Raw genomic sequence first — 17,962 nt, forward strand, 5'->3', positions numbered from 1 at the left:
TTCGGCCGGGGTCCCCGTGCCCGCATCCGCACACATCACCACCGAACAAAACGCCAGTCCTGAGGAGTACGACATGAGCGCCGAAGCGCAAGCAGGAACGGGCGACAGGTTCGGCCACGCACGCCGGACGTTCCGCACTTGGCGCGGCCAACGCCCCTTCTGGGCAGGCCTGTTGACCGCGCTCGGTGGCATTCCGATCATGTACTTCCCGTACGCGAACCTGACGCTCGGCTCGATGACGATCCGGATGGCCACCACGGCCGGTGCCGGGTCGCTGATCATCGGTGTCCTGCTCGTCGTGCTCGGCCTCACGATGTGGTTCCAGTACCAGTCCCGCGTCTTCGCGGGTGTCGCGGCGATCCTGCTCGCCCTCGTCTCCATTGTCGTGTCCAACTTCGGCGGATTCGTCATCGGCTTCCTGCTGGCCCTGGTAGGCGGCGCCCTGGGCGTCTCCTGGGCGCCGGCCAAGCCGCAGGAGCAGGTGCCGGCGGCGGAAGCCGACGATGCCGGGCCCGCCGACACCGACGCCGTGCCGCCCGTCATGGGCGCCACCTACCGCGTCGCGGGCGCACACCACGACGAGTCAGGAACGAGCCCGGACGACGGGACGAACGGGAGGCACCGTGCCGGCTGACGAGGTGCACCACGAGGACTCCGCGGGGGAGTCCCGTGCGAGAACCGGGCCGCGGCATGCAGCACCGAGGAAGCATCTTTTCAACAGGCTGCACATGCCCGCGGGCAAGGCGATCGCCATCGCGGCCATGCCCACGGCCGTACTGATGGGGATGGGGCTGACGCCCACGCTGGCGTCGGCCAAGGACAACCCCACCAAGTTCTCGGTGGACGACTACAAGGCATGCGCCGACGCCGTACAGGCGGAGCGCGACGCCAAGGACGGCACGTCCGCCACCGAGAAGGACGACAAGCCGGGCGCGTCAGCGACCCCGTCGCCGTCCGCCTCGGCGTCCACGGGGAAGGACGCCGACAAGGACAGCACCAAGAGCGAGGGAACCAAGAGCGCGGGCACGGATCAGGCCGAGCCCACGCCCACCCCCACCGCCGAGAAGCAGAGCACCGACAAGAGCACCACGGGGACCGAGGACAGCCAGGACAGCCAGGACAGCAAGGCGGCTCAGGACACCGCCACGCCGTCCCCCTCGCCCTCGGCCTCCGAGACCAAGAACCCGCTCGACCCCCTGGGTCTCGGTGACGCGCTCAAGGACATCTTCACGCCGAAGGACAAGGAGACGGCGAGCCCGACTCCGTCCCCGTCGGCGTCGACCTCGCAATCCCCGTCCAAGGACACCAAGGACTCCAAGGAATCCGACGACCTCGGCTCCGCCGTCAAGGACACCGTCGACGGTGTCGGCGACACCGCCAAGGACGCCACGGGCGAGGTCACCGACAAGGCCGGCGACGCGGTCAAGGACACCGAGGACGCCACGGAGAAGGCCGAGGAAGCGGCGGAGTCGGCGACCCCGACCCCCTCCCCGAGCGCCAGCGCCACCGGCATCCCCGAGGACTGCCCGGTCGCCACCGACGCCGAGGGCGCCGACGAGACCACCCCGGTCCCGCTGCCGGACAAGCCGTGGCGGCTGGAGGCCAGCTCGCTGCTGCTCAAGGGCGCGGACTATCAGGGCATCGTCAACGTCCGGATGGCCGACGGCACCGTCAAGCGCGTCATGAAGTACGTCATCTCGAACGGTACGGACATCGGGGACCTGCATCAGATCGCTCCGGGCTCCGGCGGCAAGTCCTCCCACATCCGCTCGGACAAGGGCTCGACGTCGACCATCCGGGGTGGGACGACGACGATGTACACCGAGGAGTTGTCGGGCAACCTGCTCGGGCTGCTCCCCGCGACGTTCAACGCCGACAACCCGCCGCCGATCAACCTGCCGATCCTGTACTTCACCAATGTGAAGGTCACGCAGGCCGCGCAGTTCGGCGGGAACCTGCACATCCCCGGTCTGACGATCTCCATCGAGGACGACTGACCGGCGTACCACCCCAAAGACCCGTTCCGGGAGCCGCACAACACCGAGGGCGCCCCCTGTCTCGTACAGGAGGCGCCCTCGGTGCGTGTTCCGTCAGCCGGCGTCGCGGGTCAGTCGCGGCCGCCCAGGTGGTGCACCCGCACCATGTTCGTCGTGCCGGGGACGCCGGGGGGCGAACCGGCGGTGATGACGACGGTGTCGCCGTCGTTGAAGCGGTTCAGCTTCACCATCTCGGTGTCGACCAGCTCGACCATGGCGTCGGTGGTGTCCACGTGCGGGACGACGTACGACTCGACGCCCCAGCTCAGCGAGAGCTGGTTGCGGGTGTTCTCGTCCGTGGTGAAGGCCAGGATCGGCTGGGCCGCGCGGTAGCGGGACAGACGGCGGGCCGTGTCGCCGGACTGGGTGAAGGCGACCAGCGCCTTGCCGCCCAGGAAGTCGGCGATCTCGGCGGCGGCGCGGGCCACGGCACCGCCCTGGGTGCGCGGCTTCTTGCCGGGCACGAGCGGCTGCAGGCCCTTGGCGAGCAGCTCCTCCTCGGCCGCCTTGACGATCTTCGACATCGTCTTGACGGTCTCGATCGGGTACGCGCCCACGGACGACTCGGCGGAGAGCATGACCGCGTCGGCGCCGTCGAGGATCGCGTTGGCGACGTCGGACGCCTCCGCGCGCGTGGGGCGCGAGTTCGTGATCATCGACTCCATCATCTGGGTCGCGACGATCACCGGCTTGGCGTTGCGGCGGCACATCTCCACGAGGCGCTTCTGCACCATCGGGACCTTCTCGAGCGGGTACTCGACGGCGAGGTCACCACGGGCCACCATCACGGCGTCGAACGCCGCGACGACGCCCTCCATGTTGGCGACGGCCTGCGGCTTCTCCACCTTGGCGATGACGGGGACCCGGCGGCCCTCCTCGTCCATCACCTTGTGGACGTCCTTGACGTCGGCGGCGTCGCGCACGAAGGACAGGGCGACCATGTCGCAGCCCATCTTGAGGGCGAAGCGCAGGTCCTCGATGTCCTTCTCGGACAGGGCCGGCACGTTGACCGCCGCGCCGGGCAGGTTGATGCCCTTGTGGTCGGAGATGACGCCGCCCTCGACGACGATCGTCTTCACGCGCGGGCCCTCGACCTCGACGACGCGCAGTTCGACGTTGCCGTCGTTGATCAGGACCTGGTCGCCCTTGGAGACGTCGCCGGGCAGCCCCTTGTAGGTGGTGCCGCAGATCGACTTGTCACCGGGCACGTCCTCGGTGGTGATGGTGAACTCGTCACCGCGCACCAGCTCGACGGGGCCCTCGGCGAAGGTCTCCAGACGGATCTTCGGGCCCTGGAGGTCGGCGAGGACGCCCACGGCGCGGCCGGTCTTCGTGGCAGCGGCGCGCACCCGGTCGTAACGACCCTGGTGCTCGGCGTGCGTGCCGTGGCTGAAGTTGAAGCGGGCCACGTTCATACCGGCTTCGATCAGCGAGACGAGCTGCTCTTCGGAGTCGACGGCTGGGCCCAGCGTGCAGACGATTTTGGAACGGCGCATGGGGGCGATCCTATCGGTTTGTTTCGCTACGGAATATTCCGTCTGGTGGAATCTACAAATGGGCGGGTGTGCGCTCAGTCGTTGCCCGGCGCGACCAGTGCGTAGGTCTGCTGCGCGATCTCCAGTTCCTCGTCGGTCGGCACCACGGCCACCGTGACCCGGGCGTACTCGGGCGAGATGACCCGCGCCTCGTCGGAACGTACGGAATTGAGCTCGCCGTCGACCGCGAGGCCCAGCTCCTCCAGGCCCGCGACCGCAGCCTCCCGCACCGGTGCCGCATTCTCACCGACCCCGGCGGTGAACGCGATCGCGTCCACCCGCCCGAGCACCGCGTAGTAGGCCCCGATGTACTTCTTCAGGCGGTGGATGTAGATGTCGAAGGCGAGCTTCGCCTCCTCGTCGCCCGCGTCGACACGGCGCCGGATCTCCCGCATGTCGTTGTCGCCGCACAGGCCGACCAGGCCGCTCTTCTTGTTGAGAAGGTCGTCGATCGCGTCCGCGGACATGTTGCCCACCCGCATCAGATGGAAGATGACGGCCGGGTCCACGTCGCCCGAACGCGTCCCCATCACCAGACCTTCGAGCGGCGTGAGCCCCATCGACGTGTCCACGCACACCCCGCCGCGGACCGCCGACGCCGAGGCGCCGTTGCCCAGGTGCAGAACGATGACGTTGACGTCCTCGGGCTCCTTGCCGAGCAGCTCGGCCGTCTTGCGCGAGACGTACGCGTGCGAGGTGCCGTGGAAGCCGTAGCGGCGCACCCGGTGCTCGTCGGCGGTCTTCACGTCGATCGCGTAGCGCGCCGCGGACTCCGGCATCGTCGTGTGGAACGCGGTGTCGAAGACGGCGACCTGCGGCAGGTCGGGGCGGAGCGCCATCGCCGTACGGATACCCGTGAGGTTCGCCGGGTTGTGCAGCGGCGCCACCGGGATGAGCCGCTCCACCTCCTTGAGCACGGCGTCGTCGATCACGGTCGGCCTGGAGAAGAACAGCCCGCCGTGGACCACGCGGTGGCCGATCGCGGCCAGGTCGGGGGAGTCGAGGCCGAGCCCGTCCTGGGCCAGTTCGTCGGCGACGGCCTTGAGCGCCTCCTCGTGGTCGGCGATGCGCTGCTCCCGCTCCCGCGCCTCACCGCCTCCGCCGGTCAGCGGAGTGTGCTTGAGGCGCGAGGTCTCCTCACCGATCCGCTCGACGAGACCGGCGGCGAGCTTGGCGCCGTCGCCCATGTCGAGCAGCTGGTACTTCACCGACGAGGAGCCGGAGTTGAGGACGAGGACTCGGGTCGCAGTCACGGATGAGAATGCCTTTTCGTCGGGTGCGTCTGAGGTAACGGGTGGGTCAGCCGGTCGGCGTCTGGGACTGGGACTGGGACTGGATCGCCGTGATGGCCACCGTGTTCACGATGTCCTGCACGAGCGCGCCCCGCGACAGGTCGTTGACCGGCTTGCGCAGCCCCTGGAGGACGGGGCCGACGGCGATCGCGCCGGCCGAGCGCTGCACCGCCTTGTACGTGTTGTTGCCGGTGTTCAGGTCCGGGAAGATCAGCACGCTGGCCTGCCCCGCGACCTCCGATCCGGGCAGCTTGGTGGCGGCCACGGACGGCTCCACGGCGGCGTCGTACTGGATCGGCCCCTCGATCTTGAGGTCGCTGCGGCGCTCGCGGACCAGCTCGGTGGCCTCGCGGACCTTGTCGACGTCGGCGCCGGAGCCGGAGGTGCCCGTGGAGTACGACAGCATCGCGATCCGCGGGTCGACCCCGAACTGCGCGGCGGTCACCGCGGACTGCATGGCGATGTCCGCGAGCTGCTGGGCGTTCGGGTCCGGGTTCACGGCGCAGTCGCCGTAGACGAGGACCTTGTCGGCCAGGCACATGAAGAAGACCGAGGAGACGATCGCGGCCTCCGGCTTGGTCTTGATGATCTCGAAGGCGGGCCGGATGGTGGCGGCCGTGGAGTGCACGGAGCCCGAGACCATGCCGTCGGCCAGTCCCTCCTGGACCATGAGCGTGCCGAAGTAGTTCACGTCCGCGACCACGTCGTGGGCCAGCTCGACGGTGACACCCTTGTGGGCGCGCAGCTCCGCGTACGCGGCGGCGAACCGGTCCCGCAGCTCGGAGGTCTGCGGGTCGACGATCTCGGTGTCCGCGAGGTCGATGCCCAGGTCGGCGGCCTTCTTGCGGATCTGCTCGACGGGGCCGAGCAGCGTGAGGTCGCAGACGCCGCGGCGCAGCAGCACGTCGGCGGCGCGCAGCACGCGCTCCTCGGTGCCCTCGGGCAGGACGACCCGGCGCCGCTGCGAGCGGGCCCGCTCCAGGAGCTTGTGCTCGAACATCATCGGCGTGAGGCGGTCCGAGGACGGTGCCTGGATGGTCCTGAGCAGCCCGGCCGTGTCGACGTACCGCTCGAAGAGGCCGAGCGCGGTCTCCGCCTTGCGGGGCGTCGCCGCGTTCAACTTACCTTCCAGGGCGAACAGTTCACCGGCCGTGGGGAACGAGCCGCCGCTCACCGCGACGACCGGGGTGCCCGGCGCGAGCCGGTCGGCGAGCTTGAGGATCTCCTCGCCGGGCCGCTCGTTCAGGGTGAGCAGGACGCCCGCGATCGGCGGCGTCCCGGCGCTGTGCGCCGCGAGTGAGCCGACGACGAGGTCCGCGCGGTCGCCGGGGGTGACGACCATGCAGCCCGGGGTCAGGGCGTTGAGGAAGTTCGGCAGCATGGCGCCGCCGAAGACGAAGTCCAGGGCGTCACGGGCGAGCCCCGAGTCGTCGCCCAGCAGGACCGTGCCGCCGAGGGCGTGGGTGATCTGGGCGACGGTCGGCGCGGAGAGCGCGGGCTCGTCGGGCAGCACGTAGGTGGCGACCGGGAGGTGGCCGGCGAGCTGCTCGTGGATGGCGTCCCGGTCCTCGGCGGCGACCCGGTTGGCGATCATCGCGAGGACGTCGCAGCCCAGGCCGTCATAGGCGCGGAAGGCGTTGCGGACCTCGGCGCACACCGACTCGGCCGTCTGCTTCTTGCCGCCGACGACGGGCAGCACGGAGGCGCCGAACTCGTTCGCGAGGCGCGCGTTGAGCGCCAGCTCGTCGGGGAGCTGGGTGTCCGCGTAGTCCGTACCGAGCACGAGGACGACGTCGTAGTCCCGGGCGACCACGTGGAACCGGTCGACCAGGAGCGAGAGGAGTTCGTCGGTGCCGTGCTCGGCCTGGATCGTGGCCGCCTCCTCGTAGGCGAGGCCGAACACGGTCGCCGGGTCCTGGGAGAGCCGGTACCGGGCCCGCAGCAGGTCGAAGAGGCGGTCCGGGCCGTCGTGGACGAGCGGGCGGAAGACGCCCACCCGGTCGACCTGGCGCGTCAGGAGCTCCATGACTCCCAGCTCGACGACCTGGCGGCCGTCGCCCCGGTCGATCCCGGTCACGTACACGCTGCGCGTCACGCGTGCTCTCCGTTCCTGTCGTGACGTTTCCGTCGTGGCGATTCCGCCGTGGCCAAAAAAATGGCCATATCGAAAGCTGTGCCCTATTGACAATACCTCCGGCGCTGGCTAAGTCGCCCGCCGGGCAAAAGCCCTGTACAACGCCCCGTACGTCCCCTCTCGCAGCAGGGTTCCCACACCCCCGCACAGCATGCCGAAGCGCCTCGCCCGGCGGGGGCGAACGCAGCGCCTCGCGGAGCGTGGAAGAATCGCAGTGGCTCACACGTACCGGCAGCGAGCAGGAGACACAGCACGATGCGTATCGGAGTTCTGACCGCAGGCGGCGACTGCCCTGGACTGAACGCAGTGATCCGGTCGGTCGTGCACCGAGCCGTCACGCACTACGGCGACGAGGTGATCGGCTTCGAGGACGGCTACGCGGGCCTGCTCGACGGCCGCGCCCGGCCCCTCGACCTCAACGCGGTCAGCGGCATACTCGCCCGCGGCGGCACCATCCTCGGCTCGTCCCGCCTGGAGCGCGACAAGTTCCGCGCGGCCTGCGAGGACGTCAAGCAGCTCGCCGAGGCGGGCGGCTTCGACGTCCTCATCCCGATCGGCGGCGAGGGCACGCTCACCGCGGCCCGGATGCTCTCCGACGCGGGCCTGCCCGTCGTCGGCGTCCCGAAGACGATCGACAACGACATCTCCTCCACCGACCGCACCTTCGGCTTCGACACCGCCGTCGGCGTCGCCACCGAGGCGATGGACCGCCTGAAGACGACCGCCGAGTCCCACCAGCGCGTCATGGTCGTCGAGGTCATGGGCCGCCACGCGGGCTGGATCGCCCTGGAGTCCGGCATGGCCGGCGGCGCCCACGGCATCTGCCTGCCCGAGCGGCCCTTCGACCCGGCCGACCTGGTCAAGATGGTCGAGGAGCGGTTCGCCCGCGGCAAGAAGTTCGCCGTCATCTGCGTCGCCGAGGGGGCGCACCCCGCCGAGGGCACGATGGACTACGGCAAGGGCGCGATCGACCAGTTCGGCCACGAGCGCTTCCAGGGCATCGGCACGGCTCTCGCGTACGAGCTCGAGTCCCGGCTCGGCAAGGAGGCGCGGCCCGTCATCCTCGGGCACGTCCAGCGCGGTGGTACGCCGACCGCGTACGACCGGGTGCTGGCCACGCGGTTCGGCTGGCACGCGGTGGAGGCCGCCCACCGGGGGGAGTTCGGCAAGATGACCGCGCTGCGCGGCACGGACATCACGATGGTGCCGCTCGCCGACGCGGTCACCGAGCTGAAGACGGTGCCCAAGGACCGGATGGACGAGGCGGAGTCGGTCTTCTGAGCGCGGCTGCGTGTTAGCGCGGACCCGCGTCTGCGGGGTGCGGGTTCGTTGCCGGGTGCGCGTGCGTAGTGGCTGGGAGCGCAGCTCCCCGCGCCCCTGGCCGGGCCTTACCGGACCCTCGACCAGAACTCGTCCAGGATTCGCTCCAGGAAGTCCCTCCCCGCGTCGCCCGACTCCGCGGACGCGCCCCCGCCCCAGCTCAGTGTCGATGTCATCAGCGCCTGGTACTCCAGGTGCATCTCGTGCAGGACGTCCTCCGCCTCGCGGCGCTGGACCGGTACGAGCCGCGTGAGCGGACGCACGTACGCCTGCCAGCGCGTGGTGGCCGCGCTGCGCAGCAGGTCCGCGAGGTGGGCGTCCCGGCCGGTCACCGTCGCGAAGGCCCGCGGGGCGAGTCGTAGCGTCGTGGCGAGGGCGCTGGACTGGCGGTCGTTGCCGCGCCACTCACCCGTCTCCTCCATGCGGAGATACGCGTGGATGTCGACGTTGACCTGCCGCGCCACGTCCTCGGGGGCGAGCCCGAGCGAGAGCCGGTGTTCGCGCAGGGTCCGCGGAGCGCCGATGAGTTCACCGGGGGAGCACCACAACGCCCCGGCCAGCGCGGTGAGCTCCCCGGCGAGGGGAGCCGCCTCGCCGCGCTCCCAGGCGATGATCGTCTCCGGGGTGATGTGCGCGAGCCCGTAGGACGCGCGCATGCCGTAGGCGACATGGCCCGGCGCCATGCCGAGCGCCTCGCGCAGGCGACGGGCGGCAGGGGCGTTGAACGGCGGGGTCGGCTGATGCGCCGCGGCGGTGTGCACGGGCACAAAGTAGGGGGTAACGGGCCGCTTGGCTACGGTGCGTTCAACTTGCGTGACATGTCGTAGGAACGTACAGCCGTCGAACACGTCACCCCTTGACCGCACCACCAAGCGCGAAGCCCCCGCCGAACCGGCGCGAGACCAGCACGTACAGCAGGATCACGGGCGTCGAGTAGATGACGGAGAAGGCCGCGAGCTGGCCGTAGACGACGGTGCCGCGGTTGCCGAAGAAGTCGTTGATGCTGACCGAGGCGGGCATCTGGTCGGGGGAGAGCAGCAGCATGAACGGGACGAAGAAGTTGCCCCACATCATGGCGAAGCAGAAGACGGTGACGACGGCCACACCGGGCCCCATGAGCGGCAGCACGATCCGCACCAGCGACTGGAAGGTGCCCGCGCCGTCCGTCCAGGCCGCCTCCTCCAGCTCCTTCGGTACACCGTCCATGTAGTTCTTCATCAGCCAGATGGCGAACGGGAGTTGGGACGCGGTGAAGAAGTAGATCGTGCCCGCCATCGTGTCGATCAGATTGACCTGGACGAACAGCGCGTAGACCGGGACCATGACCGCGGTGATCGGCAGACATGTCGCGAAGAGGATGGTCGTCAGGTACGGGTTGTTCAGGCGCGAGCGGTAGCGGGAGAGCGGATAGGCGGCGAGCGCAGCGCAGACGACCGTCAGGGCGGTCGCGCCACCGCACAGGATGAGGCTGTTCAGCAACGGCGTGAACGTGATGTCCGGCTTCAGAACCGCGTCGAAGTTGTCGAGGGTGGCGTGGGACGGGAACTTCACCTTCAGATCGGCGTCGGCGTCCAGCGAGGACAGCACCACCCACACCAGCGGGAGCGCGAAGGCGACCGAGACAAGGAACAGCGTCGCGTCGGCGGTGAGCCGGTTGCGGCGGGTGCGGCGGCGCGTCACTCATGCCTCCGAGCGCAACAGGCGCATGTAGACCAGGGAGAACAGGGAACCGACCACGAGCAGCAGCAGCGCGACGGCCGTGCCGTAGCCGATCATGCTCTTCTGGAAGGCCTGCTCGTACATGAACAGTGGCAGCGTCTGACTGTGATTGCCCGGACCGCCCCTGGTCATGACCCAGATCAGCCCGAAGACGGACAACGTCTGCAAGGTGTTGAGCATCAGGTTCGTGCCGATGGAGCGGCGGATCATCGGCAGGATGACGTGCCACAGCCGCTGCCACGCGTTCGCGCCGTCGACCTCGGCGGCCTCCGTGATCTCCTTGGGGATCTCGGAGAGCGCCGCCGAGTAGACGAGCATCGAGAAGGCGGTGCCACGCCACACGTTGGCGAAGGAGACCGCCAGGATCGGCAGTGTGAACAGCCAGTTCTGACCGGGCAGATGAAGCCAGTCGAGGATGGCGTTGAGCGTGCCCTCGCGCCGGAAGAAGGCGTAGAGCAGGAAACCCGCGACGACCTCCGGCAGCACCCACGCCGTGATCACCACGGCCCCCGTGACCGTACGGACCGGCTTCGAGGCGCGCTGCATGAGCCCGGCGAGCGCGAGCCCCAGCGTGTTCTGGCCGACGATCGACGACAGGAACGTGAAGACGAGCGTGAGCCGCACCGCGTTCAGGAACGCGTCGTCCTTGAACGCGGCCCGGAAGTTGTCGAACCCGACGAACGACGAAGTGGCCTGGCCGGTGAGCTGGAGGTCGGTGAAGGCGATGTACGCGCAGTAGGCGATCGGGCCCGCGAGGAAGAGGGCCATGATGATCGTGGCCGGCGCGACGGGCAGGGCGCGCAGGGCGGAGCGGCGACGGATCACGTGACGGTGGACCCCTTCCAGTTCTCCAGCACTCACCGGATCGGCTTCTCCAGCACTCACCGAGTCAGGGCTTGTTGACGACCTTGCCGTCGGCGGCGGTCTTCAGCTCCTCGTCGTACGCCGACGCCGCCTTGTCCACCGAGGAGTCCCCGGTGGTCACCGACTCCATGGCCTCCTGGATCGCCGTGGAGACCTTCGGGTACGCGGGGTACGCCGGCCGGTAATGGGTCGTGGCGACCAGGTCGGTGAAGAACTTGATGCCGGGCTGCGCCTTCACGTACGCCGGTTCGGCGGCGACGTCCTTGCGGACGGCGATGCCGGAGTTGGCGATGTACCAGCGCTGGGCGTTCGCCTTGGTCTGCATCGTCTTGACGAAGTCGAAGGCGAGGTCGGGGTTGGCCGCCTTGCTGGGCACGGCCCAGGTCCAGCCGCCGGACATGGAGACCTTGCCGGGAGCCTGCCCGTTCTGTGTGGGCATGGTGGCGAGCCCCAGCTTCTGCGACCACTCGGGCCATTCGTGCCCGCTGCCCTCGAGCCAGTCCTGCGGCAGCCAGGAGCCGTCGAGGTTGATGCCGAGCTTGCCCTTGGGCAGCATCTCGCCGCGCACGCGGGTCGCCCAGTTCGGGTCGAGCGCGTCGGAGACGTCGGGCCCGAGCTTCTCCTTGAAGACGGTCTCGACGAACTGGAGGCTGTCCTTGAACGCTTTCGAGCCCGCGATCCACTTGTTGGCCGAGGTGTCGTAGAGCGGATCGCCCCGGCCGTCCCCGGTCCCGTACAGGAGCATCTCGAACCCCTGCATGGTGGCGGCCTCACCGTTCGGCTTGCCGGTGTAGACGTTCAGCGGGATGGCGCCGGGCACCTTCTCCTTGATGGTGCGGGCGGCGTCGAGGACCTCGGCCCAGTTCTTCGGCTGCCAGGGCGTGGCGATGCCGGCCTTGGCGAGGATGGCCTTGTCGTACCAGAGCCCGCGGGTGTCGGTCCCGTCCGGAACGCCGTACGTCTTCCCGTCCTGGGCCTTGGCGGCGGTCTTCGCGGTGTCGATGAACTGGTCCCAGTCGGCCCACTTGTCGAGGTACTGGTCGAGCGGCTTCAGATACCCACTGGTGATGTCCGAGTTGATGAGGAAGGTGTCCTCGTAGACCAGGTCGGGCGCGGTCTTCGGCGACCGCAGCATCTGCTGGAGCTTCGTGTAGTACTCGGAGTCCGGGGCCTTGATCGGGACGAGCTCGACCTTCTTCCCCGGGTGGTCCTTCTCGAACTGCTTCTTCATGGCGGCCAGGTAGGTGTCCATGACCTTGATCTGGTTGTCCGTGGACTGCTTGAACGAGACCTTGATCGTGTTCGCGTCGCTGCCGGAGCCTCCGCCGCAGGCGGTGAGCGTTCCGGCGGCCAGCAGGGTGGTGGCGACTAGGAGAGGAGCGGTGGGGCGCACAGGCACGACCTCCTACGGAGCTCACGGGCATCGTTGCCGCGCGGGGCTGCCCGGAAACGTAAGGGCCGGTTCGGACCAAGGTCAATGGGCGTGCGCCGGACCGCCTGAGGCGCGAGTGGTTCGGGGGGCCGGGTTGGAAAGTTAGGTAAGGCTAAGCTAACTTAGCTCTCGGTCGGTCACGCAACACCCCCGCCTCTCAAGGAGATTGACGCCCCATGCCTCGCATCACGCCCAGGATCCGCCGTTCCGCCGCAGTCGTCGTGGCCCTCGTCGCCGGCGCCTCGGTGGCGCCCGCCGCCGTCGCCGCCCCCGGCACGGGGACCGCCGCCGTCTCCGCGCCGGTCACCAAAGGCCTCTACCAGTCGGCGTACTCGGAGCGGAACCACGTCCTGTGGACCGCGTCGGCCGTGGGCCGCCCCCCGGTGACCACCTCCGCGCTGACCAAGGTCGACCCGAAGACCCTCAAGGTGCTCGCGACCTACACGCCCCCGGTCACCGACGAGGCCACGGGCGCGGTCGAGGCGGTCTACGGCGTGGCGGTGGACGACGAGCACAACACCGTCTGGGTGACCAACACCCGCAACAACAGCGTCGCGGTCTACAGCCAGCGCAACGGCGCGCACCTCGCGACCCTCCCGAACGTCGCCCACGCCCGCGAGATAGTCGTCGACGAGAAGCACGACACCGTGTGGGCGAGCGGCTTCGGCGACGGCAGCCTCGTCGCCTTCGACAGCCGTACGTACAAGGAGAAGAAGCGCGTCACCGTCGAGGGCGCGGGCCCGACCGGCATCGCCGTCAACGAGCGCACCGGCGCGGTCTACGCCGCCGACCTCACCAACGACCAGCTCATCGTGGTGAACCGCAAGTCGACGACCCCGCGCCTGATCCCCACCGGCGACGGCCCCATCTCGGTCGCCCTCTCCGCCGACGGCCGCACCGCGTACACGGCCGACAACACCGCCGGCACGGTCTCCTTCGTCGACCTGGACAAGGGCCTGGTCACGAAGTCCGTACCGACGGGCGCGGGCCCGCTCTCGGTGGCCACCGACGCCCGTACGGGCAAGCTCGTCACGGTGAACCGCACGGACGCGACGGCGACGGTCGTCGACCCGCGCAAGGCGACGGTGACCAGCACGATCACGACGGGCGCCAACCCCAACCACGTGGAAATCGCGAACGGCACCGCCTACGTGGTCGACAAGTCGGGCACGGGCCCGACGGGCGAGGACCAGCTCACCCGCTTCCGTATCGGCTGATCACTTCCAGGTGTAGATCAACTCGGGCCGGCCGACCTGCCCGTACTGCGGACTGCGTACGGCCAGGCCCGAGTCCACCAGGTGCTCCAGATACCGCCGGGCGGTGATGCGCGAGATCCCGACGGCCTCGGCGGCACCGGAGGCGGTCATTCCCGCGGGCGCCACCTCACGCAACGCCTGAGTGACCCGCTCGAGAGTGGGCGCACTGAGCCCCTTGGGCAGAGCGGCGGGCGCGGGCGACCGCAGATTGGCGAGCGCCCGGTCGACCTCGTCCTGCCCGGTGGCCTCCCCGCTGGACGTCCGGTACTCGGCGTACCGGACGAGCCGGTCCCGCAACGTGGCGAACGTGAAAGGCTTCAGCACGTACTGCACGACGCCCAGCGACACACCCTCCCGCACCACGGCCAGATCACGCGCCGAGGTGACCGCGATGACATCCGCGTGATGCCCGGCGGCCCGCAAGGACCGAGCGAGCGAGAGCCCGTGCCCGTCGGGCAGATGCAGATCGAGCAGAATCAGCTCGACCGGCGCCCGCTCCAGGGCCCGTCGCGCTTCCGCCGCACTGTGCACCTTGCCGACGGTGACGAACCCGGGCACCCGATTGACGTACAGCGTGTGCGCGTCGGCGGCGACAGGATCGTCCTCGACCACGAGCACACTGATCCGCGATTCGGTCATGGCGTGGTGGTCCCGTCCTGAGAAATGGTCGCGGCGCTCGAATGCAGGGGCAGCCGCACACTGAACGCGGCGCCCCCTTCCCCCGACTGTGCCAGCTCGAGCGTCCCCCCGTTGCGCCGCACGGCCTGCCGTACGAGGGCGAGCCCGAGCCCGCGCCCACCGGGCCCCGCCGGCTTGGTGGACCAGCCGCGCTCGAACACGGCGTCGGAGTGGTCCGGATCGACGCCCGGCCCACTGTCGGCGACCCGCAACAACAACACATCGCCCGCAGCCCGAGCGGTGACAGTGACGCGGGCCCGCGACGACCCCTGAGCGGCATCGACGGCGTTGTCGACAAGATTGCCGAGCACGGTGACGAGGTCCCGAGCGGCGAGGGCCTGCGGCAGCACCCCGTCGTCGATCCGCGTGTCACCGGCCACGACCAGTTCGACGCCCCGCTCATTCGCCTGAGCGGCCTTACCGAGCAGCAACGCGGCAAGCACCGGCTCACTCACAGCACCCACCACCTGATCGGTGAGCGCCTGAGCAAGCTCGAGCTCGGCGGTGGCGAAGTCAACGGCCTCGTCGGCCCGCCCCAGCTCGATCAGCGAAACGACGGTGTGCAGCCGATTGGCCGCTTCATGAGCCTGCGACCGAAGAGCCTGCGTGAAGCCCCTCTCGGAGTCCAACTCACCCATCACGGACTGCAGTTCAGTGTGATCGCGCAAGGTGACAACGGTCCCTCGCCGCTCCGCGCTCGCAACCGGCGACGTATTGACGACCACAACACGGTCAGCGGTCAGATGCACCTCATCGACCCGGGGCTCAGCGGCAAGCAGAGCCCCGGTGAGCGGCGCGGGGAGCCCGAGCTCGGCGACCCCGAGCCCGACGGCCTCCTCCCCGACCCCCAGCAGCTCACGAGCCCCGTCGTTGATGAGAGCGACCCGCCGCTGCCCGTCCAGCATGACAAGCCCTTCACGAACGGCATGCAGGGCGGCCTGGTGATACGCGTGCATCCGACTGAGCTCTCCGGCATTCATCCCATGCGTATGCCGTCGAAGCCGGGCATTGATGAAGTAGGTCCCGATACCCCCGAGCACAAGGGCGGCCCCCGCCACACTGGTGACGGCAAGCACCTGCCCCCGAGCCTGCGCGGTTATCTCCTCAATGGTGATCCCGGCACTGACAAGCCCGACGACCTTCCGGTGGGCCCCGTAGACCGGAGTCACCACGCGCACGGAGGGCCCGAGAGTCCCCGTGTACGTCTCAGGAAACGTCCGCCCCTCCAACGCCGGACCGATATGCCCGAGAAACCGTCTCCCGATCTGTGTCTCATCGGGATGCGTCCACCGGATCCCGTGCGGATCCATGATCGTCACGAAGTCCACCCCGGTGTGCCGCTGCACGTCATCGGCGTAGGGCTGAAGCCGGACGGACGGATCACCTCTCCCCTCGATGGCGGCTCGCACGGACGGTGAGTCGGCGACAGCCCTGGCGGCCGCGGTCGCCTGCCGCTGAGCGGCCCGCTGCGCCTGCCCCCGGTCACTGACGTACGTGAACAGCGCGCACCCCGCGACGACGACCGCCACGAGCACGGCCTGCATCGCGAAGAGCTGGCCGGCCAGGCTACGGGGAAGGGGGAGGCGCATGCGGCCAGTGTGCCCGGTCGTATAAGCGCGAACTAAATGAACGGAAGGGTGACGGTCCTCACGGCCTGGGAGATAGTCACCGGGATTCGCAGACCGTGAGCCGCACGGCCTGTGCGTACGTGAACCCTTCTCAACCGTTCCGGTACGCCGACGTCGTCGTCAGGAGGAACCGTGGCCCAGACCGTGCCCGCGTCCAAGCCCCCCGCCGCAAAGCGGGACCGCACGCACTACCTCTACATAGCCGTGATCGTCGCGGTGCTGCTCGGCATCGCCGTCGGCTTCATCTGGCCCGACTTCGCCAAGGAGCTCAAGCCCCTCGGCACGGGCTTCGTGAACCTGATCAAGATGATGATCTCGCCGATCATCTTCTGCACGATCGTGCTCGGCGTGGGTTCGGTCCGAAAGGCCGCGAGCATCGGCAAGGTAGGCGGCCTGGCCCTCGCCTACTTCATCGTCATGTCGATGGTGGCCCTGGCCATCGGCCTCCTGGTCGGCAACATCCTGCACCCCGGCGACGGCATGCACCTGACCGAGGCGACGAAGGAGGTCGGCCACACCGCGGCCAAGGACGCGGCGGAAGGCCCGGTCGACTTCATCCTGGGCGTCATCCCCCACACACTCGTCTCGGCGTTCACCGAGGGCGAGGTCCTGCAGACCCTCCTCGTGGCCCTCCTCGTCGGCTTCGCGCTCCAGGCCATGGGCCGCTCCGGCGAACCGGTCCTGCGCGGCGTCGAGCACATCCAGAAGCTGGTCTTCCGCGTCCTCGGCATGATCATGTGGGCGGCCCCCGTCGGCGCGTTCGGCGCGATGGCGGCGGTCATCGGCGAAACGGGCGTGGACGCCCTGAAGGCCCTGGCCACCATCATGATCGGCTTCTACGTGACCTGCGCGCTGTTCGTAGGGATAGTCCTGGCCCTGATCCTCCGCTTCGCGGCAGGCTTCAACATCTTCGCTCTGCTCAAGTACCTGGGCCGAGAGTTCCTCCTGATCCTCTCCACCTCGTCCTCCGAGTCGGCGCTGCCCCGCCTGATCGCGAAGATGGAGCACCTGGGCGTGAGCCGCCCGGTCGTCGGCATCACGGTGCCGACCGGCTACTCCTTCAACCTCGACGGCACGATGATCTACCTGACCATGGCGTCCCTGTTCATCGCCGACGCCATGGACCAGCCGATGAGCGTCGGCCAGCAGATCGGCCTGCTCCTCTTCATGATGATCGCCTCGAAGGGCGCGGCAGGCGTCTCGGGCTCGGGCATCGCGGTCCTGGCCAGCGGCCTCCAGTCGCACAAGCCGGCCTTGGTCGACGGCGTCGGCCTGATCATCGGCATCGACCGCTTCATGAGCGAGGCCCGCGCCCTGACGAACTTCGCGGGCAACGCGGTGGCCACGTTGCTGATCGGCACCTGGACCGGCGAGGTGGACCGCGCCCGGGTCCAGCGGGTCCTGGCGGGCGACCTGCCCTTCGACGAGCGCACACTCCTCGACACGACCGAGGACGACAAGATCGACGCCGAGCCCCCGTCGCCGCGCGCGGACGGGGCGAAGGAGCCGGTCACGGCCTGAGCGAGGACCAGTACAAGCGGGGCCCGGCACATCTGTGCCGGGCCCCGCTTGTCCTACCGACGGCGGATGGCGTAGGGTCCTTCGAGTTGTCCCGGAGCCGTCAGGTTCCGGCGACGACACTTCCGCCGCTCGAAGCGGCACCCACACATCAGCACGATCTCCCCCTGGGATTGCTTTCGGCGTGTCCGAATTCAATTCGACTCGGCCCGATTGGGAACGAGAGCGGGAATCAGCTAATGTCTGGGACGTCGGAACGGCCCAACAGCCGGAATGACACTGCACCAACTATCCGGCTGACGCCGGGTGGCGGTCGACAGAAAATCGGGCCCGAAAGGATCTGATAGAGTCGACACCGCAGGAAGGCCGAAAGGCCGGAAAGCGGAACAAGAAGTACCAGCAAGGCCCCGAGGAAATCGGATCGGAAAGATCTGATAGAGTCGGAAACGCAAGATCGAAGGGAAGCGCCCGGAGGAAAGCCCGAGAGGGTGAGTACAAAGGAAGCGTCCGTTCCTTGAGAACTCAACAGCGTGCCAAAAGTCAACGCCAG

The 17,962-nt window shown here is 69.0% G+C and carries 14 protein-coding genes; 5 read left to right on the top strand and 9 right to left on the bottom strand.

Translation table 11 applies throughout. The features are described from left to right. The first annotated feature begins 73 nt into the window (after nt 1–73). Together ACH4RC_RS13120 and ACH4RC_RS13125 are read left to right on the top strand one after the other, a co-directional pair. Complete coding sequence (locus tag ACH4RC_RS13120) at nt 74–634, top strand: DUF6114 domain-containing protein (RefSeq protein ID WP_398199095.1); 561 nt, start codon at nt 74–76, stop codon at nt 632–634. 94 nt (nt 635–728) lie between these two features. Next, a complete protein-coding gene (locus tag ACH4RC_RS13125) occupies nt 729–1,997 on the top strand; it encodes a hypothetical protein (protein ID WP_398199098.1) in 1,269 nt (422 codons plus the stop codon). A 110-nt stretch (nt 1,998–2,107) separates the two neighbouring features. On the opposite strand, the gene pyk is transcribed toward ACH4RC_RS13125, so the two are convergent. The 3 genes from pyk to pta all read right to left on the bottom strand — a co-directional run bounded on the left by pyk (nt 2,108) and on the right by pta (nt 6,958). After that, on the bottom strand, nt 2,108–3,532 hold the full coding sequence (pyk, locus tag ACH4RC_RS13130) for a pyruvate kinase (RefSeq protein WP_398199101.1): 1,425 nt from the start codon (nt 3,530–3,532) through the stop codon (nt 2,108–2,110). A 74-nt stretch (nt 3,533–3,606) separates the two neighbouring features. After that, nucleotides 3,607–4,824, bottom strand: a complete 1,218-nt coding sequence (locus ACH4RC_RS13135; protein ID WP_398199104.1) for an acetate kinase — start codon at nt 4,822–4,824, stop codon at nt 3,607–3,609. A gap of 46 nt (nt 4,825–4,870) precedes the next feature. Then, the gene (gene pta, locus ACH4RC_RS13140; protein ID WP_398199106.1) at nt 4,871–6,958 is read right to left on the bottom strand and encodes a phosphate acetyltransferase; all 2,088 of its coding nucleotides are present in this window, start codon (nt 6,956–6,958) and stop codon (nt 4,871–4,873) included. A 294-nt stretch (nt 6,959–7,252) separates the two neighbouring features. Between pta and ACH4RC_RS13145 the strand changes: the two genes are divergently transcribed. Continuing rightward, on the top strand, nt 7,253–8,278 hold the full coding sequence (locus tag ACH4RC_RS13145) for a 6-phosphofructokinase (RefSeq protein WP_398199109.1): 1,026 nt from the start codon (nt 7,253–7,255) through the stop codon (nt 8,276–8,278). Between the two features lie 107 nt (nt 8,279–8,385). Here the strand turns inward: ACH4RC_RS13145 and ACH4RC_RS13150 are convergent, their stop codons facing one another. The 4 genes from ACH4RC_RS13150 to ACH4RC_RS13165 all read right to left on the bottom strand — a co-directional run bounded on the left by ACH4RC_RS13150 (nt 8,386) and on the right by ACH4RC_RS13165 (nt 12,293). Continuing rightward, the gene (locus tag ACH4RC_RS13150) at nt 8,386–9,084 is read right to left on the bottom strand and encodes a helix-turn-helix domain-containing protein (protein ID WP_398199111.1); all 699 of its coding nucleotides are present in this window, start codon (nt 9,082–9,084) and stop codon (nt 8,386–8,388) included. Between the two features lie 82 nt (nt 9,085–9,166). Further along, entirely contained in the window at nt 9,167–9,997 is an 831-nt protein-coding gene (locus ACH4RC_RS13155; protein WP_398199113.1) for a carbohydrate ABC transporter permease, read from the bottom strand. After that, the gene (locus ACH4RC_RS13160) at nt 9,998–10,804 is read right to left on the bottom strand and encodes a carbohydrate ABC transporter permease (protein ID WP_398199227.1); all 807 of its coding nucleotides are present in this window, start codon (nt 10,802–10,804) and stop codon (nt 9,998–10,000) included. A gap of 121 nt (nt 10,805–10,925) precedes the next feature. After that, a complete protein-coding gene (locus ACH4RC_RS13165) occupies nt 10,926–12,293 on the bottom strand; it encodes an extracellular solute-binding protein (RefSeq protein ID WP_398199229.1) in 1,368 nt (455 codons plus the stop codon). A gap of 215 nt (nt 12,294–12,508) precedes the next feature. On the opposite strand from ACH4RC_RS13165, the gene ACH4RC_RS13170 reads away from it, so the two are divergent. Beyond that, entirely contained in the window at nt 12,509–13,549 is a 1,041-nt protein-coding gene (locus ACH4RC_RS13170) for a YncE family protein (RefSeq protein ID WP_398199116.1), read from the top strand. Here the strand turns inward: ACH4RC_RS13170 and ACH4RC_RS13175 are convergent, their stop codons facing one another. Both ACH4RC_RS13175 and ACH4RC_RS13180 read right to left on the bottom strand, forming a co-directional pair. Then, nucleotides 13,550–14,227 (bottom strand): response regulator, encoded by a 678-nt coding sequence (locus ACH4RC_RS13175; protein WP_398199119.1) that lies wholly within the window; start codon nt 14,225–14,227, stop codon nt 13,550–13,552. Further along, nucleotides 14,224–15,855, bottom strand: coding sequence for an ATP-binding protein (locus tag ACH4RC_RS13180; RefSeq protein WP_398199121.1), 1,632 nt, complete (start codon nt 15,853–15,855; stop codon nt 14,224–14,226). The genes ACH4RC_RS13175 and ACH4RC_RS13180 overlap by 4 nt, the downstream gene beginning before the upstream one ends. A gap of 171 nt (nt 15,856–16,026) precedes the next feature. Here ACH4RC_RS13180 and ACH4RC_RS13185 point away from each other — a divergent pair, with 171 nt between their 5' ends. Continuing rightward, entirely contained in the window at nt 16,027–17,415 is a 1,389-nt protein-coding gene (locus ACH4RC_RS13185; RefSeq protein ID WP_398199124.1) for a cation:dicarboxylate symporter family transporter, read from the top strand. The last annotated feature ends 547 nt before the right edge of the window (nt 17,416–17,962 follow it).

The sequence above is a fragment of the Streptomyces sp. NPDC016845 genome (genome assembly GCF_044332585.1).
Lineage (GTDB): Bacteria > Actinomycetota > Actinomycetes > Streptomycetales > Streptomycetaceae > Streptomyces.

Bases quoted from the DNA above. Each gene is read 5' to 3' on its own strand.
- ACH4RC_RS13120 (WP_398199095.1), top strand. From the start codon at position 74: ATGAGCGCCGAAGCGCAAGCAGGAACGGGCGACAGGTTCGGCCACGCA.
- ACH4RC_RS13125 (WP_398199098.1), top strand. From the start codon at position 729: ATGCCCGCGGGCAAGGCGATCGCCATCGCGGCCATGCCCACGGCCGTA.
- pyk (WP_398199101.1), bottom strand. From the start codon at position 3,532: ATGCGCCGTTCCAAAATCGTCTGCACGCTGGGCCCAGCCGTCGACTCC.
- ACH4RC_RS13145 (WP_398199109.1), top strand. From the start codon at position 7,253: ATGCGTATCGGAGTTCTGACCGCAGGCGGCGACTGCCCTGGACTGAAC.
- ACH4RC_RS13160 (WP_398199227.1), bottom strand. From the start codon at position 10,804: ATGGCCCTCTTCCTCGCGGGCCCGATCGCCTACTGCGCGTACATCGCC.
- ACH4RC_RS13170 (WP_398199116.1), top strand. From the start codon at position 12,509: ATGCCTCGCATCACGCCCAGGATCCGCCGTTCCGCCGCAGTCGTCGTG.
- ACH4RC_RS13175 (WP_398199119.1), bottom strand. From the start codon at position 14,227: ATGACCGAATCGCGGATCAGTGTGCTCGTGGTCGAGGACGATCCTGTC.
- ACH4RC_RS13180 (WP_398199121.1), bottom strand. From the start codon at position 15,855: ATGCGCCTCCCCCTTCCCCGTAGCCTGGCCGGCCAGCTCTTCGCGATG.